This window comes from Chromobacterium sp. FG22 (assembly GCF_057809415.1).
Map to the genome: position 1 here is coordinate 1 of NZ_JBMDJX010000006.1, position 16,933 is coordinate 16,933.

Annotated in this window: 15 protein-coding genes; 8 read left to right on the forward strand and 7 right to left on the reverse strand. The window is 65.3% G+C overall.

Features of this window, described 5'->3' with window-relative positions:
• Positions 1 to 244 precede the first annotated feature (244 nt).
• The 3 genes from ACODSD_RS07650 to ACODSD_RS07660 all read right to left on the reverse strand — a co-directional run bounded on the left by ACODSD_RS07650 (position 245) and on the right by ACODSD_RS07660 (position 4,457).
• Complete coding sequence (locus ACODSD_RS07650; RefSeq protein WP_253315621.1) at positions 245 to 1,498, reverse strand: glycosyltransferase; 1,254 nt, start codon at positions 1,496 to 1,498, stop codon at positions 245 to 247.
• 206 nt (positions 1,499 to 1,704) lie between these two features.
• Entirely contained in the window at positions 1,705 to 3,441 is a 1,737-nt protein-coding gene (locus ACODSD_RS07655; RefSeq protein WP_488877106.1) for an isocyanide synthase family protein, read from the reverse strand.
• 35 nt (positions 3,442 to 3,476) lie between these two features.
• Complete coding sequence (locus tag ACODSD_RS07660; RefSeq protein WP_488877107.1) at positions 3,477 to 4,457, reverse strand: L-tyrosine/L-tryptophan isonitrile synthase family protein; 981 nt, start codon at positions 4,455 to 4,457, stop codon at positions 3,477 to 3,479.
• Between ACODSD_RS07660 and ACODSD_RS07665 the strand changes: the two genes are divergently transcribed.
• The 8 genes from ACODSD_RS07665 (at position 4,456) to ACODSD_RS07700 (ending at position 12,350) form a co-directional block, all read left to right on the forward strand.
• Positions 4,456 to 4,695: a hypothetical protein gene (locus ACODSD_RS07665; RefSeq protein WP_227108032.1), complete on the forward strand. Its 240-nt coding sequence runs from the start codon at positions 4,456 to 4,458 to the stop codon at positions 4,693 to 4,695. The genes ACODSD_RS07660 and ACODSD_RS07665 overlap by 2 nt on opposite strands.
• Before the next feature lie 701 nt (positions 4,696 to 5,396).
• On the forward strand, positions 5,397 to 6,923 hold the full coding sequence (locus tag ACODSD_RS07670) for an amino acid permease (protein ID WP_488877108.1): 1,527 nt from the start codon (positions 5,397 to 5,399) through the stop codon (positions 6,921 to 6,923).
• Between the two features lie 267 nt (positions 6,924 to 7,190).
• Positions 7,191 to 7,892 (forward strand): MarC family protein, encoded by a 702-nt coding sequence (locus ACODSD_RS07675; RefSeq protein ID WP_107801780.1) that lies wholly within the window; start codon positions 7,191 to 7,193, stop codon positions 7,890 to 7,892.
• A gap of 99 nt (positions 7,893 to 7,991) precedes the next feature.
• The gene (yiaY, locus tag ACODSD_RS07680) at positions 7,992 to 9,122 is read left to right on the forward strand and encodes an L-threonine dehydrogenase (RefSeq protein ID WP_107799370.1); all 1,131 of its coding nucleotides are present in this window, start codon (positions 7,992 to 7,994) and stop codon (positions 9,120 to 9,122) included.
• A gap of 270 nt (positions 9,123 to 9,392) precedes the next feature.
• Positions 9,393 to 9,812, forward strand: a complete 420-nt coding sequence (locus ACODSD_RS07685; RefSeq protein WP_107799369.1) for a DUF488 domain-containing protein — start codon at positions 9,393 to 9,395, stop codon at positions 9,810 to 9,812.
• Positions 9,813 to 9,816: 4 nt separating this feature from the next.
• A complete protein-coding gene (locus ACODSD_RS07690) occupies positions 9,817 to 10,245 on the forward strand; it encodes a MarR family transcriptional regulator (RefSeq protein WP_107799368.1) in 429 nt (142 codons plus the stop codon).
• A 72-nt stretch (positions 10,246 to 10,317) separates the two neighbouring features.
• Complete coding sequence (locus tag ACODSD_RS07695) at positions 10,318 to 10,968, forward strand: response regulator (protein ID WP_107799367.1); 651 nt, start codon at positions 10,318 to 10,320, stop codon at positions 10,966 to 10,968.
• Positions 10,965 to 12,350: an ATP-binding protein gene (locus ACODSD_RS07700; protein ID WP_227108034.1), complete on the forward strand. Its 1,386-nt coding sequence runs from the start codon at positions 10,965 to 10,967 to the stop codon at positions 12,348 to 12,350. Before ACODSD_RS07695 ends, ACODSD_RS07700 begins: the two co-directional genes overlap by 4 nt.
• A 33-nt stretch (positions 12,351 to 12,383) precedes the next feature.
• On the opposite strand, the gene ACODSD_RS07705 is transcribed toward ACODSD_RS07700, so the two are convergent.
• Genes ACODSD_RS07705 through ACODSD_RS07720 form a run of 4 tightly spaced genes read right to left on the reverse strand, consistent with a single transcriptional unit; the run spans position 12,384 to position 16,555 of the window.
• Complete coding sequence (locus tag ACODSD_RS07705) at positions 12,384 to 13,784, reverse strand: efflux transporter outer membrane subunit (protein WP_253315624.1); 1,401 nt, start codon at positions 13,782 to 13,784, stop codon at positions 12,384 to 12,386.
• Positions 13,781 to 14,701 (reverse strand): HlyD family secretion protein, encoded by a 921-nt coding sequence (locus ACODSD_RS07710; RefSeq protein ID WP_235088887.1) that lies wholly within the window; start codon positions 14,699 to 14,701, stop codon positions 13,781 to 13,783. The genes ACODSD_RS07705 and ACODSD_RS07710 overlap by 4 nt, the downstream gene beginning before the upstream one ends.
• Complete coding sequence (locus ACODSD_RS07715; protein ID WP_107799363.1) at positions 14,698 to 15,417, reverse strand: ABC transporter ATP-binding protein; 720 nt, start codon at positions 15,415 to 15,417, stop codon at positions 14,698 to 14,700. Before ACODSD_RS07715 ends, ACODSD_RS07710 begins: the two co-directional genes overlap by 4 nt.
• Positions 15,418 to 15,427: 10 nt before the next feature.
• Positions 15,428 to 16,555, reverse strand: coding sequence for an ABC transporter permease (locus tag ACODSD_RS07720; RefSeq protein ID WP_107799362.1), 1,128 nt, complete (start codon positions 16,553 to 16,555; stop codon positions 15,428 to 15,430).
• Between the last annotated feature and the right edge of the window lie 378 nt (positions 16,556 to 16,933).

Consider the following 16,933-nt stretch of genomic DNA (forward strand, 5'->3'; position numbering starts at 1 on the left):
TGGCCGGCGGCGTCCGCGGCCGCGTGCTGCCGCCACCACCAGCCGCCGCCCAGCGCGAGCGCGACGACAAGGCCCCAGCACAGCGGGGAACGGTAAAACGGGCGGCGAGGCGCGGCGGATTGGGTCACGGCGGGGCTCCAGAAAAACGGCCTTGGAGCGGCGAGGGCCGCTCCGGATCATTCGAAGGCGACCGCCGGCGCGGATGGGGCGAGGGATGGCGCCGCAGCAGGCTGAGGGTCGATGCTTACGGCATTATGCGCTCCGTGTTTGAACCGGGCTTTGCTTGCGCCGGCGATTGTATGTCGAATTGTTGCAAGACTTGACGGAATGTAAGGTGAGGCCGGGCTGCGGCGAAATGCCAGGCCAGTTGCTGCGCGCGCTGGCGGTAGGACGGCGTGGCCAGCATGCGCCGCAGCAGCGGCGGCAGCTGGCCGGTTTCGATGTGGCGGCGGCGCAGCGTGGCGCCGGCGCCGTAGGCTTCGATATGCCGCATCGCCAGCAGCTGATCCATATTGGACGGGATGCCGATCACCGGCCGGCCCTGTTCCAGCGCCTGGTAGCTGGTGGGGCTGCCGCCGTTGCAAATGACCAGGTCCGCGCGGGCGGCGGCGGCCTCGCCGGGCAGGAAGTCGGCGCTGAACAGGCCGGAGCGTTGCGGCAGCCGCTGGCGGCGGCCGGTGCTGGCGATCACTTGCAGGCCTTCGCCCAGAAGCTGCTCAATCAGCGTGGGCAGCAAGGCCAGATTGCCGGAAGAGCCCAGCGACAGGTAGACGGTGGGACGGTCTTGCAATTGCGGCCACCAGTCCGGCAGCGCGCCGCCGGGCGACCAGGTGACCGGGCCCAGATAGCGGTGGTGGGCGGGCAGCGGATCCAGCGGCACCAGTTCCGGGGAATCGTAGTAGAGCACTTGATCGCCGTGGCTCCAGGCCTCGAAGCAGTTGGCGAAGGGCGCCAGGCCGTAATGGGCGCGGGCGCGGTTGAGCGAGCGGGCCAGCAGCCGGGTGGCCAGCGGGGTGATCCAGCGCATCAGCGCGGGCATGACGGGCAGGCGGTGCAGATTGATCTTGGCCAGTTCCGGCACCGGCAGCGGCTGCGGCCGGCGGTAGGGGCTCCAGTAGGCGTTGATCAGATTGATCAAGGGCTTGCCGGAGAGCGCGGCGCTGATGCCCAGCGAGTGGCGGAAGTCGCCGACGATGATGTCCGGGTCCAGGCGTTCGATCAGGCGCAATTCTTCTTCGACGTAGGCGATGATTTCCTCACGCCGGTACAGCGGCTTGCCGTTGTCCACGGCGTCAAGGAAGTCTTCGCAGCGCTTGGTGATCAGCGGGTGGTAATGGATGTCCTGGCGTTGGTAAATATGATCGAAGCGCGGTGCGGCGGCCAGGTGGATGTCGTAGTCCGCTGCGGGCAGCGCGGCGGCCAGGGTGTAGGGGCGGGCGACATGGGCCAGGGTGACGGCCTCGCCGACGAAGAGGATTTTCTGCTTGCGTGGGTTCATGGCGGTTTTCGGGGGATGGGGGGCGATGCCGCCCGGCGGGGCCGGACGGCGCGGGGCGGGCCTTAGAACGTGTTTACGATCTCGCGAGCTAAGGCGAGACAAGGCGAAAACCGCTGAGAAAGCGGAATGTACGCGTGGTACATGAGCATTTCGAATGCCTTTTTCAACGCTGTATCGCCGACGCGCAGCAGATCGTAAACAGGTGCTTAGCCTTTGTGGACCTGGACACGCCACAGCTCGCGTCCGCGCGAGGCGCGGGTCATCGCGCGGCGGCCGTGCAGGCTGTTGTAGTTGTCTATCAGCGCCAGGTCGCCGTCGTGCCAGTCGTGCTCGATCAGGTTTTCCGGCGCATAGGCCCGTTCCAGCAGTTCCTGCACCAGGTTGGGATAGTCGTCGGCGCGCTCTTCCACGTCGACGAAGAACTTCTGCAGTTCGGAGTTGCTGTTTTCCTGGAAGCGCAGCACGGATTCGCCGGTGTCCGGGTGGGCTTCCACCAGCGGGTAGACGCGGGCGTCGCCGCCGAAATAGGTGAACTTGGTGTGGTAGCGGATTTCCAGCCGCTCCCATTCGGCCAGGGTGGCCACCGGCACCTGGCGCAGGATGTTGCGCGCGTCCACCAGGGTGGTCTGGCCTTCGCCGTGCTGCGGCGCGGTCTTGCAATACAGTGCGAACAGGCTGGCGCTGAAGCGCGGATTCTTGCGCACGAACGCATTGTCGGCCGGCAGCATGCTCAAGTCCCAGTGCAGCGGCAGCTCCTCGAAGGAGTGGACGAAGCCGTCGGCGTCTTCCTCCGGCTTGACCTTGTGCACCGCGCCGAACTGCCAGATATACGGGGTGCCGAACTGGGCGCTGAAGTCGATCAGATTGTCCTCGTCGGCCACGGCGAAGCCGCGCAGGGCGACGAAGCCGAACATCTGGGCCAAGCGGGTCAAGGCCGGGCGCGGCAGAGACAGGCAGTTGGCGCCGGGACGGCGGTTTTCTATCAGCAGGCCGAAGCGGCCGGCCCGCATCACCGATAACTCGCAACCTTCCCATTCCGCGCCGGCCTGTTCCAGATAGAGCCAGGGCTGCCCGTCGAAGCTCACCGCCTTGGCGCGGCGCGCGTCCAGCGCCTGGCGCTTGGAGACCAGCTCGCCGTGACCGGCCAGGTTCAGCAGGTAGACTCGGTGCCAGGGCAAGGCCGCCTCGGCCTGGGCCGGAGACAGGCGGATGGGGAATTTGCCGCCGGGCGCGCCGGATTGGTGGATGGTCAGCCGGATGGCTTCCGGGAAGTGCTCGGCCAGCATCGCGTCCAGCGCGATGCCGCGCCAGGCCAGGCGCCGCGCGCGCTGCGGCCAGTCCTCGGCCTCGGCGATGCCGCGCGCCGCATTGTCTTCGCGCAGCAGGCCCAGCCATTGCGGCTGGCGTCCGGCCTGGTTTTCCGGCAGCGGCTGGGAGAAGTCCGCGGCCGCGGCGGGCAGGTAGCGGCGCAACACGCTTTCCGCGCGGTCGCGCAGGCGGTCGAAGCCGGGCTGGACGCTGGCGTAATCATGCCAGCGCAGCACCGGGCTGGCGTAGAGCGCGCGCAGCCGGTGGTGGTAGTCGTTGGCGGTGTCGCGCGGGATGTCCAGCAGATCGTGGAAACTCAGGCCGTCGCTGAACAGTTCCAGCGCGCAACCGGCCGGGTAGACGCGGCCGACGGCGCGGCACAGCCGGTCCAGCCGTTCCAGCGCCGTGTATTCGGCGTAGTCGGGGCGGTCGGACGCGGTCTTGTCGCGGGTGTTGGGCGATTTCAGCGGAAAGCCCGGCAGCAGCAATTGCAGCGGCTGTTGCCGGCGCACGAAGCCTTCCACCTGGGCGCTCAGCGCCTGGCGGTAGGATTCGCGCTGCGGGTGGTCGGCCTCGCCCTGGAAGGCGTCGAGCAGAATGGAAACAATGGAAGCGACAATAGGTTCGTTTTGCATGGTGATACTCGAAATGAACAATGAAAGGCGGGGCTTCAGGCGGCGGTGGCGATGAAGTGGCTGGGCCGGCCGTCGACAAAGACCAGCGCGGACTGGTTCTCGTCGATGTCGCTGCGTTTTTTCAGCATCACGCCGTGCTCGTGCTTGATCGCGGCGGCGTGCCAGGGCGTCAGCCAGGCGTCGGTGCTGTCCACCAGGCGCACGCCGATTTTGGCGGAGACGCGGAATTGCGGATGAATGGACAGGCGCAGGCTGTCCGGAAACGCGCGCTCCAGCAGCCGGCTCCAGGCATTGCTGCGCTGGATTACCCGGTAGGCGTTGGCGCGCGCCATTTTCTGCAAGCTGGTCTTGCTGTGGCCGGCGAAGCGCGGCATGCCTTGCGCGTCTTCGAACAGGAAACGGGTAATGCCCTGGTACATCGCGCGCATCGCCGGTTCGTCCTGGCATTGGCGTTTGATCTGTTCGATGGAGTCGCTGTAAAGAATCAGCAACTCTTCGCGCTGGGAATCCAGATCGCCGATATAGCTGAAGTGGTCTTTCAGATCGTAAAAACGGAAGCTGTCGCCATGGCGTTGCCGCGCGTAGCGAATCAAGTCGTCCATATAGGCGGCGACTTCCGCGTCCGGGATATATACCACGTCGGAAAAGCAATAGCCGTCCGAGCAAATGGCGACTTGAGCGCCCGGCGGGTAGATGCTCTGAATGTCCCGGCAGAGTTGGTGCAGATTATCCAGCGCGTGGCGTTCGGCCAGGTCGGGCATGGCGCCCAGGGTTTTATTGCGGTTGGGCGATTTGCCGGGAAAGGCCGGCAAAATCATTTGCAGCGGCTGACGTCGGCTGACGGCGGCCTGAATCTTGGGCAGGTGAGGGGCCATTTCCGCGGCAAGGTCCTCCGGCGCGGCAAGGTCTTCCGGGTGGACGCGGCGCAGCTTGAAAACCCGTTCCAGTATTTGCCGGGCGAGATCCGGGGCGGACGCTCCAAAAGGGTGAAAAACAGGGTCGACAATGGCGTTCATGGTTTATCTCAAATGGTTGTGGAATCAAAAGCGATTGAATTGCGACTGGCCCGCGTTCATGCGCGGGCGTTTCACTTATCGTTATGTGATAACCAAAATAAAAATGATGGAAAGAACAGGTTTAGCTTCAGTTGGCGCGGCCATTCTATGGCAGATGTCGGGAGCGGGCGAACAAATTAGCCGCTATAGGGTTATGAGCAATCGTTATATTGATATGGCGAAGGGATTGGATGAATAAAGGCGGATGGAAATTTTATTTGTTTTAGGTGGGTTTTTATTCAATGGGGCGGTGTGAAAATTGTAAATGCGATTGTGACGGTTTGTGATGTCTTATTTGTTTTAATTTGGATTAAATTTAAATTTGTCTTTATATGACAAGATCTTATTTGTCATTTTTGCAAATGAGATTCATTCCTATTTGTAAACGACGGGAGACCGTCGGAGACTGTGAGTTTTCCCATGCAACCACGTTGCGGCGCTGCGGTCGCGGCGCCTTTCCTGCGGCGCGCCGGCGGGGGCGGGGCGGGTGAAAACTGTATGATTCACGCGACAGATGCGGCGCGAGATGACGATGAAGCGCGGCGAACAAACCCCGGATGCTGCGTTGCGCCGACTTGTCGTACTCGAGATCCGCCGCGTTTCAGAGCGCCGCGCCGCGGATGGGCAAAGCCTCGTCTTCCGCCGCAGGCCCGGCCCGTGCCGGCCGGCGGGGCTTTGAGCCGGCTTTCGGCCGCAATCCAAGCGGGTGCGGTATTCCTTTGCGAACATGACATTTTCGTTTTTTAAGCTTCAAAGCCATGTTTGACTAGTCAACAGTCGTGGTTGCTGTCATTCTTTTGCGTTTCGATTACGACTGCCTGTCGTAGCGACAGCAGGCCGCCGGCTGGCCGCAGCGAGCCGAAAGCAATGTCGCCGAGCAGGCGCACTTGAGACAAAGAGATGGAAAAAAAGCAAGAAAGCCAAGAGCTTAGGCGCACCTTGCAGGCGCGCCACCTGTCGATGATCGCCATCGGCGGCTCCATTGGCACCGGCCTGTTCCTGGCCTCCGGCGCCACCGTGGCGTCGGCCGGCGCCGGCGGGGCCTTGATCGCCTACGCCCTGATCGGCCTGATGGTTTACTTCCTGATGACCAGTCTGGGCGAAATGGCCGCCTTCATGCCGGAATCCGGCTCTTTCCAGGTATACGGTTCGCGCTTTGTCGATCCGGCCTTCGGCTTCGCCCAAGGGTGGAACTACTGGTACAACTGGGCCATCACCGTGGCGGTGGAGTTGGCCGCGGCCGCCATCATCATGCATTACTGGTATCCGGCGGTGCCCGGCATCGTCTGGAGCGCCGGCTTCCTGTTGATCATCTTCGTGCTCAACTATTTCTCGGTGAAGGGCTTCGGCGAGGCCGAGTTCTGGTGCTCGATGCTCAAGGTGGCCACCATCATCGCCTTCATCGTCATCGGCTTTTTGATGATCTTCGGCATCATGACCGACCCCAATTCGCAGCGCATCGCGCCGGGTTTGTCGGTGATGCAGCAGGGGCAGGGGCCGTTTGTCGGCGGTCTGGCCGCCTTTGTCGGCGTGGCCATGATTGTGGGCTTCTCCTTCCAGGGCACCGAGCTGATCGGCGTCGCCGCCGGCGAATCCGCCAATCCGGGCAAGACCATCCCGCGCGCGGTGCGGCAGATCTTCTGGCGCATCCTGATGTTCTACATGCTGTCCATCCTGATCATCGGCCTGATCCTGCCGTACAACGATCCGCTGCTGCTGAAGAACGATATGAAGGATGTCGGCGCCAGCCCGTTCACCCTGGTGTTCAACCGCGCCGGCTTCGCCATGGCCGCCAGCCTGATGAACGCGGTGATCCTGTCCGCCATCTTGTCCGCCGGCAACTCCGGCATGTACGCGTCCACCCGCATGCTGTACACCATGGCGCGCAACAAGATGGCGCCCAAGCGCTTTGCCGAGCTGTCCAGCAACGGCGTGCCGCGCAATGCCTTGTACGCCACCAGCGTGATCGCCGCGCTGTGCTTCCTGACCTCCTTGTTTGAAACCAACGCGGTCTATCTGTGGCTGCTGAACTCTTCCGGCATGACCGGCTTCATCGCCTGGCTGGGCGTGGCCATCAGCCACTACCGTTTCCGGCGCGGCTACATCAAGCAGGGCCACGATCTGGCGGACTTGCCCTACCAGGCCAAGTGGTTCCCGCTGGGGCCGCTGTTCGCCTTCGCGCTGTGTCTGCTGATCATGCTGGGCCAGAACTACGAGGCCTTCATCGGCGGCCATATCGACTGGAGCGCGGTGATCGCCACCTATCTGGGCATCCCGCTGTTCCTGGCGCTGTGGCTGGGCTACAAGTACAAGCACAAAACCCGGATGGTGGCGCTGGAAGAGATTGATTTCAGCGAGGCGCTGGTCAAGGCTCGCGCTTTGCGCCAAGAGAATAAGGACGGCAAGCTGGCCGCCGCCACGCGCTGATCCTCTGTGAATTCTGCCAGCCTTAGCGCGGCAGTTCGCCAACAGCCCGGCCATGCCGGGCTGTTTTGCGTAAGGGCTTGATTGTTTTGGATTCGGCGCCGGCCCATGCCGGCGCCGCGGACGCGCGCGGCGCGCCGGAACCGGGGCGGGGCGTCGCAGTCCGAGCGAGAGCCGGCTTGCAATACTGATGAATTGTGTAATATGGCGGCTGGCGCGGCGCCGCCCGCCGACGTTCCCGATCTGAATTCGATGGCTTCGGAGTCATTCATGCAGTTGCTGACAATATTCATAACAAAGTTTCTGTTTGTGATGGCCGCCTTGCTGCCGATCATGAACCCTCCGGGCCTGGTGCCCATCTTCATCTCGATGACGGCGCGCAATACGCCGCAGCAGCGCCGCTACCTGGCGCGCCGCATCGCCATGTATTGCGCCTTGCTGCTGCTGGGCAGCATGTTCACCGGCGGCTATGTGCTGTCCTTCTTCGGCGTGTCCTTGCCGGTGGTGCAATTGTCCGGCGGCCTGCTGATCACCTTCGCCGCCTGGCGCATGCTCAACGACGCGCCGCCGGAAAGCAGCCCCACCTCCACCGATCAGCCCATCCAGGCGGAAAACCAGGACGCCCTGAAGCAACGCGCCTTCTATCCGCTGACCTTCCCGCTGACGGTGGGGCCGGGCTCCATCTCGGTGGCCATCACCATGGGCGCCTCCTTGACCGATACCGGCAAGGGCATCGTCAAATACGCGATCTCGCCGCTGGCCGGCAGTTTCGCGGTGCTGGTGTGCAGCTTGCTGGTCTATCTGTGCTACCGCCACGCCGACAAGCTGCTGCGCTATCTGGGCCAGACCGGCTCGGTGGTGTTCCTGCGCTTGTCCGCCTTCATCCTGCTATGCCTGGGCGTGCAGATCATGTGGGACGGCTTCGGCGCCCTGATCACCCAGCTGGCGCAGGATGTGTTGCCGCATAAGTGAGCGGGGCGATTGGACATCTTTTGATGTGAGGCAAATGCCGCATCGGCCAAATTGAGCATACTGCGATTATGACAAATGTCTTAAGAACAGGAGTTTGCCATGGCCACCAGCGCTTTCTTCATCCCCTGCGTCAATCTGATGGGCGCGGGCTGTCTGCAACAAGCCGTTGAAACCATGCGCGGCTACGGTTACCGCAAGGTCTTGATGGTGACCGACGCCGGCCTGGTGAAAACCGGTCTGGCCGGCCGAGTGACCGAGCTGCTGGGCGGCGTCGGCATCGCCACCGTGCTGTTCGACGGCGTGCATCCCAATCCCACCACCGCCAACGTAGGCGCCGGCCTCGCGCTGTTGCGCGAGCACGGCTGCGACGCCGTGGTGTCCTTGGGCGGCGGCTCGCCGCACGACTGCGCCAAGGGCATCGCCCTGGTAGCAGCCAACGGCGGCAAGATCCAGGATTACGAGGGCGTGGACAAGTCCGCCAAGCCGCAACTGCCCTTGGTGGCGATCAACACCACCGCCGGCACCGCTTCGGAAATGACTCGCTTCTGCATCATCACCGACGAGAGCCGTCACATCAAAATGGCCATCGTCGACAAGCACACCACGCCGGTGCTGTCGGTCAACGATCCGGAAACCATGGCCGGCATGCCGGCCGGGCTGACCGCCGCCACCGGCATGGACGCGCTGACCCACGCGGTGGAAGCCTATGTGTCCACCATCGCCACGCCCATTACCGACGCCTGCGCCTTGAAGGCGGTGACGCTGATCGCCGGCCATCTGCGCCGCGCGGTGCGCAACGGCATGGACATGGAGGCGCGCGAGCAGATGGCTTACGCGCAATTCCTGGCCGGCATGGCCTTCAACAACGCGTCGTTGGGCTATGTGCACGCGATGGCGCACCAGCTGGGCGGGTTTTACGATCTGCCGCACGGCGTGTGCAACGCGGTGCTGCTGCCGCATGTGCAGGCTTACAACGCCAAGGCGGCCGGCCAGCGGCTGGCTGATGTCGGCGCGGCGCTGGGCGTGGAAGCCAGCGCCGAGGCGGCGATCGCCGCCATACGCCAATTGGCGGCCGATGTAGGCATTCCGGCGGGATTGACGCAACTGGGGGTCAAGGAAGAGGATATTCCAGAACTGGCCGCCAACGCCTTGAAGGACGCTTGCGGTCTGACCAATCCGATCCAGGCCAGCCACGAGGAAATCTGCGCGATCTTCAAGGCCGCGCTGTAGCGGTAAAGGGCCGCGGCGATTCGCCGCGGCCTTCACGATCTGCTGCGCTGCGGCGATACGACGCTAACAACCCGCTCAAAATGCTTATGTGCCACGAGTACATTCCGCTTTTGCGCTCGTTTTTGCCTTGTCTCGCTCTAGCTCGCAAGACTTTGAACACAGCTTCCAATGGCGGCCCAGCCGCCTTTTTTTGACCATTAAATATCGTAATACGATATTTCTGACGACGCCGCACCGCCTCCGCCGCCAGATGAAATAAGGAGTGACGCAATGGACGCAACCATTCGCCTATTGCCGGTGAGCGAATACCGGCCGGGGCTTGATAACGCTTTTCTGATCGAGGAGACCTGGCCGAAGGGCTTGCCGCGGCAGGCGCTGGACGCCGCCCACTGGCTCAAAAGCGTGGCGCCCGCGCCCGGCTTGCTGAAATGGCTGCGCCAGGACGACCGTCATTGGCCCACCTTCTGCGAGGTGTATTGGGCCGACCTGGCGGCGAACCCGCAGCGCTGGTGGCCCTTGTGGAAGGCCAGCCGCCGCGGCGGCCTGGTGTTGCTGCACGCAGGCGGCGGCGACAAGCAGCCGGCGCAGGCCTTGGCGCAATTCCTGGGCGACAAGCTGGACGAGATAGCGCGCATCGAGGCCGGAGAGCTGGCGTCGCCGGTGTGCTACCGCGCCTTGCTGGATCATTGACCGCATGCCCGAGCCATCCAGCTTCTCCAAACAGGATTTCGAACGTCTGGCGGACTTCCGCTATCGTTTGCGCCGCTTCCAGCGTTTCAGCGAGGAGGCGGCCCAGCGCCACGGCATCACCATGCTGCAATACCTGCTATTGCTGCAGATCAAGGGCTTTCCCGGCCGCGACTGGGCCACGGTGGCCGAACTGGCCGAGCGGCTGCAGTCGCACCACCACAGCGTGGTGGGCCTGATCAGCCGCTGCGAGCAACAGCGGCTGGTGGCGCGCAGTCCGGGGCGGGACGACCGCCGCTGCGTGGAAGTGCGGCTGCTGCCCAAGGGCGAGGCGCTGGCGGAATGTCTGGCGCGAGAGCATCGCGAGGAGTTGCAGGCCCTGCGGCGGCTGGGCGATGTGCTGTCGCTGGATCATCTCTTGCAGCCCGAGGATTGACGCCGGCGCGGTAGCTTTTGCCATGGCGCTCTGGCATGATTTTGACATTGTTTTGGCGAGCGGAGATATCCCGTGAACATACTGTTGGTGGAGGACGATCTGGCATTGGGCGAGGCGCTGGGGCAGGCTTTGCGCCAGGCCGGCTTTCGCACCGTCTGGGTGAGGCGCTTGAAGGAGGCGCGCACCTTTCTGGCCGAGGAGCCGCAGGACGCGCTGCTGCTGGATCTGGGCTTGCCGGACGGCGAGGGCCTGCATTTGCTGCAGGAGCTGCGCGGCAACGGATCGACGCTGCCGGTCATCATCCTGACCGCGCGCGACGCGCTGGAGAGCCGGCTGGCCGGCCTGCACAACGGCGCCGACGATTACCTGGTCAAGCCCTTCGCGATTCCCGAGCTGCTGGCCCGGCTGCAGGCGGTGACCCGGCGCAGCAGCGGCTTCGTGTCGGCCAATTGGCAGATTGGCGATTTGTGCATCAACGCCGAAACCCGAGAGCTGTCGATGGGCGGCGCGGCGGTGGCCTTGTCGCCGTCCGAGTTCGCGCTGGTGTTTGAACTGGTGCGCAAGGCCGGCAAGGTGGTCAGCCGCGAGCACCTGGTCGAGCATCTGTGCTGCGAGTCCGACAACGCGCTGGAAGTGCATGTCCACAATCTGCGGCGCAAGCTGGGTTCGGACTGGATCCGCACCATACGCGGCGTCGGCTATCTGCTGCCCAAGCCGGCATGATCATCCCCTCGCTGGCGCGGCGCTCGCTCTACCGGCGGCTGCTATGGACCAGTCTGAGCACCCTATTGGCGGTGTGGCTGGTCCTGTTCGCCTGGTTTTATTGGGAAGTGACCCGGGTCGGTTCCGGCTATCTGGACGGCGATTTGCGCGGGCTGGCGCGCACCCTGGCCACCGTCTACAGCGCCGACATCAAGGAAAGCGAGCGCGCCCGCGTCGTCGATCAGTTGATCGGCCAGTTCGGCCACGGCTATAGCGAAAGGCCGCCGGTCAAGGACGAGCTGGCCTATCGCATCGTCGACAAGCGCCAGCGCCTGCTGGCGGTGTCCAGCGCTTGGCCGGAGCTGGAGCAGCCGCCCAGCGGCGGCGCGCCGGCCAACCAGGGGCGCTGGCGCATGCTGACGGCGAGCGGCGACGAGGTCCGGGTGCAGTTGGCGATCGCGCGCAGCTTCGTGCAGCGGGTGCAGGCCGAAATCCTGATCTTCTTCCTGCTGCCGCTGATCGCCGCGGTGCCCATCATCATGCTGCTGCTGCGCGTCGGTTACGGCCGCGCCCTGCAGCCCTTGGCGACGCTGGCCACCACCATCACCTCGCGCGATGTGCAATCGACGGCGCCGCTGGCCTGCGCCGACCCCGAATATCAGGAATTGCGGCCGGTGTTCAATTCCGTCAACGAGCTGTTGTCGCGGCTGGCGACCTTTCGCGAGGGCGAGCAGCGCTTCTTCGCCGACGCGGCGCACGAGCTGCGCACGCCGCTGGCGGCGATAGGCGCGCAAGTGCATCTGCTGGCGCGCGCGGAGTCCGAACAGGAGAGGGCGGCGCTGGCGGCCTTGCTGGACGCCAGCATAGGCCGCAGCGGCGAACTGGTGGGCAAGCTGTTGACGCTGTCGCGGCTGGACGCGGAATCGGCGCGGGTGCTGCCGGTATCCTTCGATCTGGCGGCCTTGGCGCGCGCGGCGCTGGCGCGCCAGGTGCCGCGAGCGATGGAGCGCAACATCACGCTGGCCTACGACGGCGCGCAGACGGCGGCCTGCTGCGGCGACGCCAGCGCGATGGATAGCCTATTGGACAATCTGCTGGACAACGCCATCCGTTACTGCCCGGACGGCGCTTGCATCAATGTGGAAGTCAGCGAGGGGTTTTCCAATGTGAGGCTGGCGGTGCTGGACGACGGGCCGGGCATCGAGCCGCAGTGGCGGGATCAGGTGCTGAAGCGTTTCGTGCGCCTGCCCGACAATACCGTGACCGGCAGCGGCCTTGGGCTGGCCATCGTCAAGCGGGTGGTGGAGCTGCACGGCGGCAGCCTGCTGTTGACCGACGGCCTGCACGGCAACGGCCTGGGCGTGGAAATCCGCCTGCCGCGCTGCGACGCGCGGCCGGCTTGAGGCCGCCGCGCTCCCGCATCGCTTCATCGCTTCTCAGGGCGCGCTCTTGTCCGCGCCCTCCCAGCCGCCGCCCAGCGCGGCGATCAGATTGGCCGCCGCCAGCAATTGCTGGCGGCGCGCGCCTTGCACGCCCTGTTCCGCTTGCAGCTCCGCCAGTTGCGCGCGCCATTCCGCCTGGCCGTCGCTGAGCCCCACGCCGCGCGCGTCGCGCTCGGCGCGCAAGCGGCGGCTGGCGTCCACGTATTGCCGCTGTCTGGCCTCCTGATCCGTTCTGGCGAAATGGGCGGAGGCGGCGGCGTCTTCCACCTCGTATACCGCGCGGGTGACGGCGCCGCGCCAGGCCGCGTATTGCTCGGCGGCGGCGGAGCGCGCGCGCTGGGCCTCGGCCTTGCGCTTGCCGGCGTCGAACAGCGGAATGTCCAGCTGCGGCAGCAGCGACCAGTTCAGCACCTTGCTGCCGCGCAGACCGGACCAGCTGCCGGCGCTGATGCCCAGCCCGCCGTTCAGGGTCAGCGACGGCCAGCGGGCGGCCTCGGCTTCGTCGATGCGCGCGCGCGCGGCGTCGTAGCGGGCCTGGGCCGCGCTCAGATCCGGTCTGCGCTGCAGCAGCCGGGCCGGCACGTCGCCGCCCACTTCCGGCAGCCGGAGTTCGCGCAGCGGACGCGCCGGCGGCAGCCCGCAGGCGTCCGGCATCTTGGCGGCCAGCTGGCATAGGCTGCGCTCCACCCGCTTCAGCGCGTCGCCTTGTTGAGCGACCAGACGGGCGGCTTCGCTGGCCTCGCTGTCCGGTTCCAGCAGTTGCCGGCCGCTGGCCAGGCCGACGCGGCGTTTGGCGGCGACGCCGGCCAGCAGCCGCTGGCGCAGCCGCGCGGCCTCCTGGACCAGTTCGATGTCGGCGGCCAGCTCCGCCCGGGTCAGCCACAGTTCGGCGGTTTGCCGCGCCAGGCTCAGGCCCAGCGCGTCGAGGTCGCCGCCGCTGGCTTTGAGGTCGGCACGGCCGGCGCGCGTCGCGGCGCTGACCCGGCCGCGCAAGTCCACTTCATAGCCCAGCGCCAGCCGCGTGCTGTAGCGGGTGCTGGGATTGGCGGTGTCTTCGCTCACTTCGCCCAAATCGAATTTGGACAGTTTGCGCCGCTCCACCGATTGTTCGAAGTCCAGCTTGGGATAGCGGTCGGCGTTGAGCACGCCCAGTTCGGCGCGCGCGGCGTCCAGCCGCGCCAGGCTGGCGGCGAGGTCGGTGTTGCCCTCGCGCACCGCGGCTATCCAGCGGCTGAGGCCGGGATCGCCGAAACCGTCCCAGGCCTGGGCGTCCGGGCCGGCGCCGGGCAGGGTCCGGCCGTAGCGTTCCGGCAGCGCCGGCGTCGGGCGCGAAGGCTCCAGCCCGGCGCAGCCGCCAAGCGCCAGGAGCAGCAGTAGAGCGATGGGGCGCATCATGGCTTGCCCGCCTTGTCTTGTCGGGCGATGCGCACCAGCACTCGCTGGCCGATGCGGATTTCCGGCGCGTCCACTAGCGCCAGCACGCATTCGATCACGCGCACGTCCTGTTTTTCATTGGGGTCGTCGTTGTCCGGGCGGTTGCCGAACACCTGGCCCAGCCGCAGCACCTTGGCCTTGTAGACCTTGGTTTCGTCCGCTTCCAGCGTCACCTCGGCCGCCTGTCCCGCCGTCACCAAGCCCACATAGCGTTCCTCCAGGTCGGCGCGAACGATGCGCGGCCCGTTGGGGGCGAACATGAACAGCGGCGTCACGTTCAGCGTGGAGGTGCCGTCGCCGGGGCGGGCCTGGCGGCGGATGATGCGGCCGGCCAGCGGCGCGCGGACCACGTGTTGATCCACTTCCAGCTTGCTGGCCGCCACTTGCGCGTCGGCGGTGGCCACCGCCGCCTGCTGGCGGGCCAGTTCTGACGCGCTGAGCTTGACCTGATCGCGGGCGTTGTCTTTTTCCTGCTTGGACACCACCTCGTCGCCGCTCAGCGCGGACACCCGTTGCAGCTCGCGCTGGGCGATGGCGTGCTTGACCTGCAGCAGCGTCAGCGCCTGCCGCGCCTCGTCGCGCTCCTGCTCGCGCACCTTCATCGCCAGATTGGCCTCGCGGTCGTCGATGCGGGCCAGCACCGCGCCGGGTTTGACCTCGGCGCCTTCTTCCACCGACACCTCGCGAATGATGCCGGCGCGCGGCGCGGCGATATTGATCACCCCGCCTTCTATGCTGACGCGGCCCTTGGCGATGGCGGCCCACGGCGATTGCTGGACCGGCGCGGGAGGCGGCGGCTCGGAGCAGCCGGCCAGCAACAGGCTCAAAGCCAGCAGCGGGCCCAGGCGCAGCGGGGTCTTGGGAATAGGGCTGCTCATGCTACCTCCATCGGCGTGTTATGGACGCGCAGGTCTTTGACCACTTGGCCGTCTTCCAGGGTGATGACGCGGTCGGCGTGTTTGATCAGGCGGTTGTCGTGCGACACGCCCAGCACCGTGGTGCCTTGTTCCTGGGCGATCTGGTGCAAGAGGTCGATCACCACTTGGCCGTTATGGCTGTCCAGCGCGCTGGTGGGCTCGTCGGCGAACATCAGCTTGGGCCGCTTGACCAGCGCGCGGGCGATGGCGACGCGCTGCTTTTCGCCGCCGGACAATTCCATGGGCCGCAGCTTGGCGCGCGGGCCCAGGCCCACCAGTTCCAGCGCCTCCTGGGCGCGCTTCTCGGCTTCCGGCTTGCTGATCTTGGGGCCGTAGTTCAGCGGCAGCAGCACGTTTTCCAGCGCGGTCAGCGAGGCGAACAGATTGAAGCCCTGGAACACGAAACCGCAATGCTCCAGGCGGAAACGGCTCAACTCCTCGATGGAGCGCCGGGTCAGCTCCAGCCCCAGCGCGGTGACGCGGCCGGAGCTGGGCGGCAGCAGGCCGGATAGCACGGACAGCAAGGTGCTCTTGCCGGAGCCGGACGGACCGATGATCAGGGTCAGTTCGCCGGGCAGGATGGACAGCGAGATATTGGTGAGCACGGTTTGCTCGGTCTTGCCGTTGCTGAACGAGCGGTTCAGGTTTTCGCCGACGATGGCGGGAGAGGCGGACATGAGAGTCTCCTTATCGCAATAGGGTGGAGGGTTCGGCCTGGTTCAGCGCGCGCAGCGCGGACAGACCGGACAGCAGAGCGATGCCCAGCACCAGGGTGCCGGTGGCCAGGCAGCCCCACACCGGCACTTCCAGCGCGATGTGGGCGTGGCGGGCGGCCATCACCAGCAGCGCGCCGACCACAGCGGTGATCACCAGGCCGGCGAGGCCGACCCAGAAGGACTGCTCCAGGATCACGGCGCGCAAGGAGGAGGAGGACACGCCCAAGGCGCGCAAGGTGGCGTATTCGCGCAGCGCGGCGACGATGGCCGCCATCAGCGTCTGGCTGGTGATGACGATGCCGACCAGCAGGCCCAGCGCGGAGGAGAACAGGAAGCCGGAGCCGGCGCCGGACTCGAACAGCCAATACACCTGCGACTGGATGGAGAACTCCTCGGCGGTCCACACCTGGAAGGGCTTGAAGCTGCCGGCCGGCTGCAGCTGGTCGCGCACCAGTTCGGCGCGGCTGGGGTCGCGCAGCCGGGCCAGGAAGTAGTCGGTGGCGTCGTTGCGCAGATTGGGGTCGATGCGGCGCGCGGTGTTCAGCGAGGTCAGGATGTTGGCCCCGCCCATCGCGCGCATGCCGTTGACGGTGCCGCCGATGCGCACCCGCTTGCCGCTGAGTTCGGCGTAGTCGCCTATCTTGACGCCCAGCTTTTCCAGATCGCTCTCATCCACCAGCACGGTGCTGGGCACCGTCAGCTCCTGGCGCAGCGCCGGGGTCAGCAAGGTGGCGAAGGTCATCGCCTGCGGGCGCGGGTCGATGCCGATCAGCACCGCGCTGAGCTTGCCGCCGCCGGGGCGCTGCCAGTCCGCCATGGTCCAGGTGAAGCGTTCCACCGAGGTGACCTCGGGATGCGCCCAAAGGTTGTTCTCGGTCTTGCCGGGAATCGGCCGGGCCAGATCCACGCTCTGAGTGGCCGGGTAGCCCACCCAAAGATCGGCGCTGGAGCGGTCTATGTAAACGCCTACCGAGCTGAACATGCCCAAGAGCAGGCTGAGCTGCACTTGCACCAGCAGGCCGGCGAAAGCCACCGCCAGCACCGCCGGCAGGAAGCGGCGCCACTCGTAGATCAGCGAGGCGCGAGCGAGGGAGACCATGGTCAGGCCTCCGCGCTGTCGCCGGGCCGGCAGGGGGGATGGTTGGGCTGGGGCATGACTGTCTCCGGGGTGAAATGAGGGCAGTATGCCTATTCCTGCTTAGGGTTTTCTGAGCGCGGCCAAGCGTGAATAAGGCGGAGTCGGCGTACGGGATTTCCCTAGTATTAATACCACTGGTATTAGTCTGGATATTGAATTTGAATGCCAATTCAATAAGCCGCTGTTCTTATTGCCTGCTCAGACTCTCCTCAGTTTTCTTTTTCAAGCTTGGTTTTTTTATTTTTCAGTAATGGATTTACTAAAAAAAAATGACTTTGGCATTGGTGTGTCAATAAAGATACATCATCAAAATCAATGACTTGCTTTGTTCTGTATATA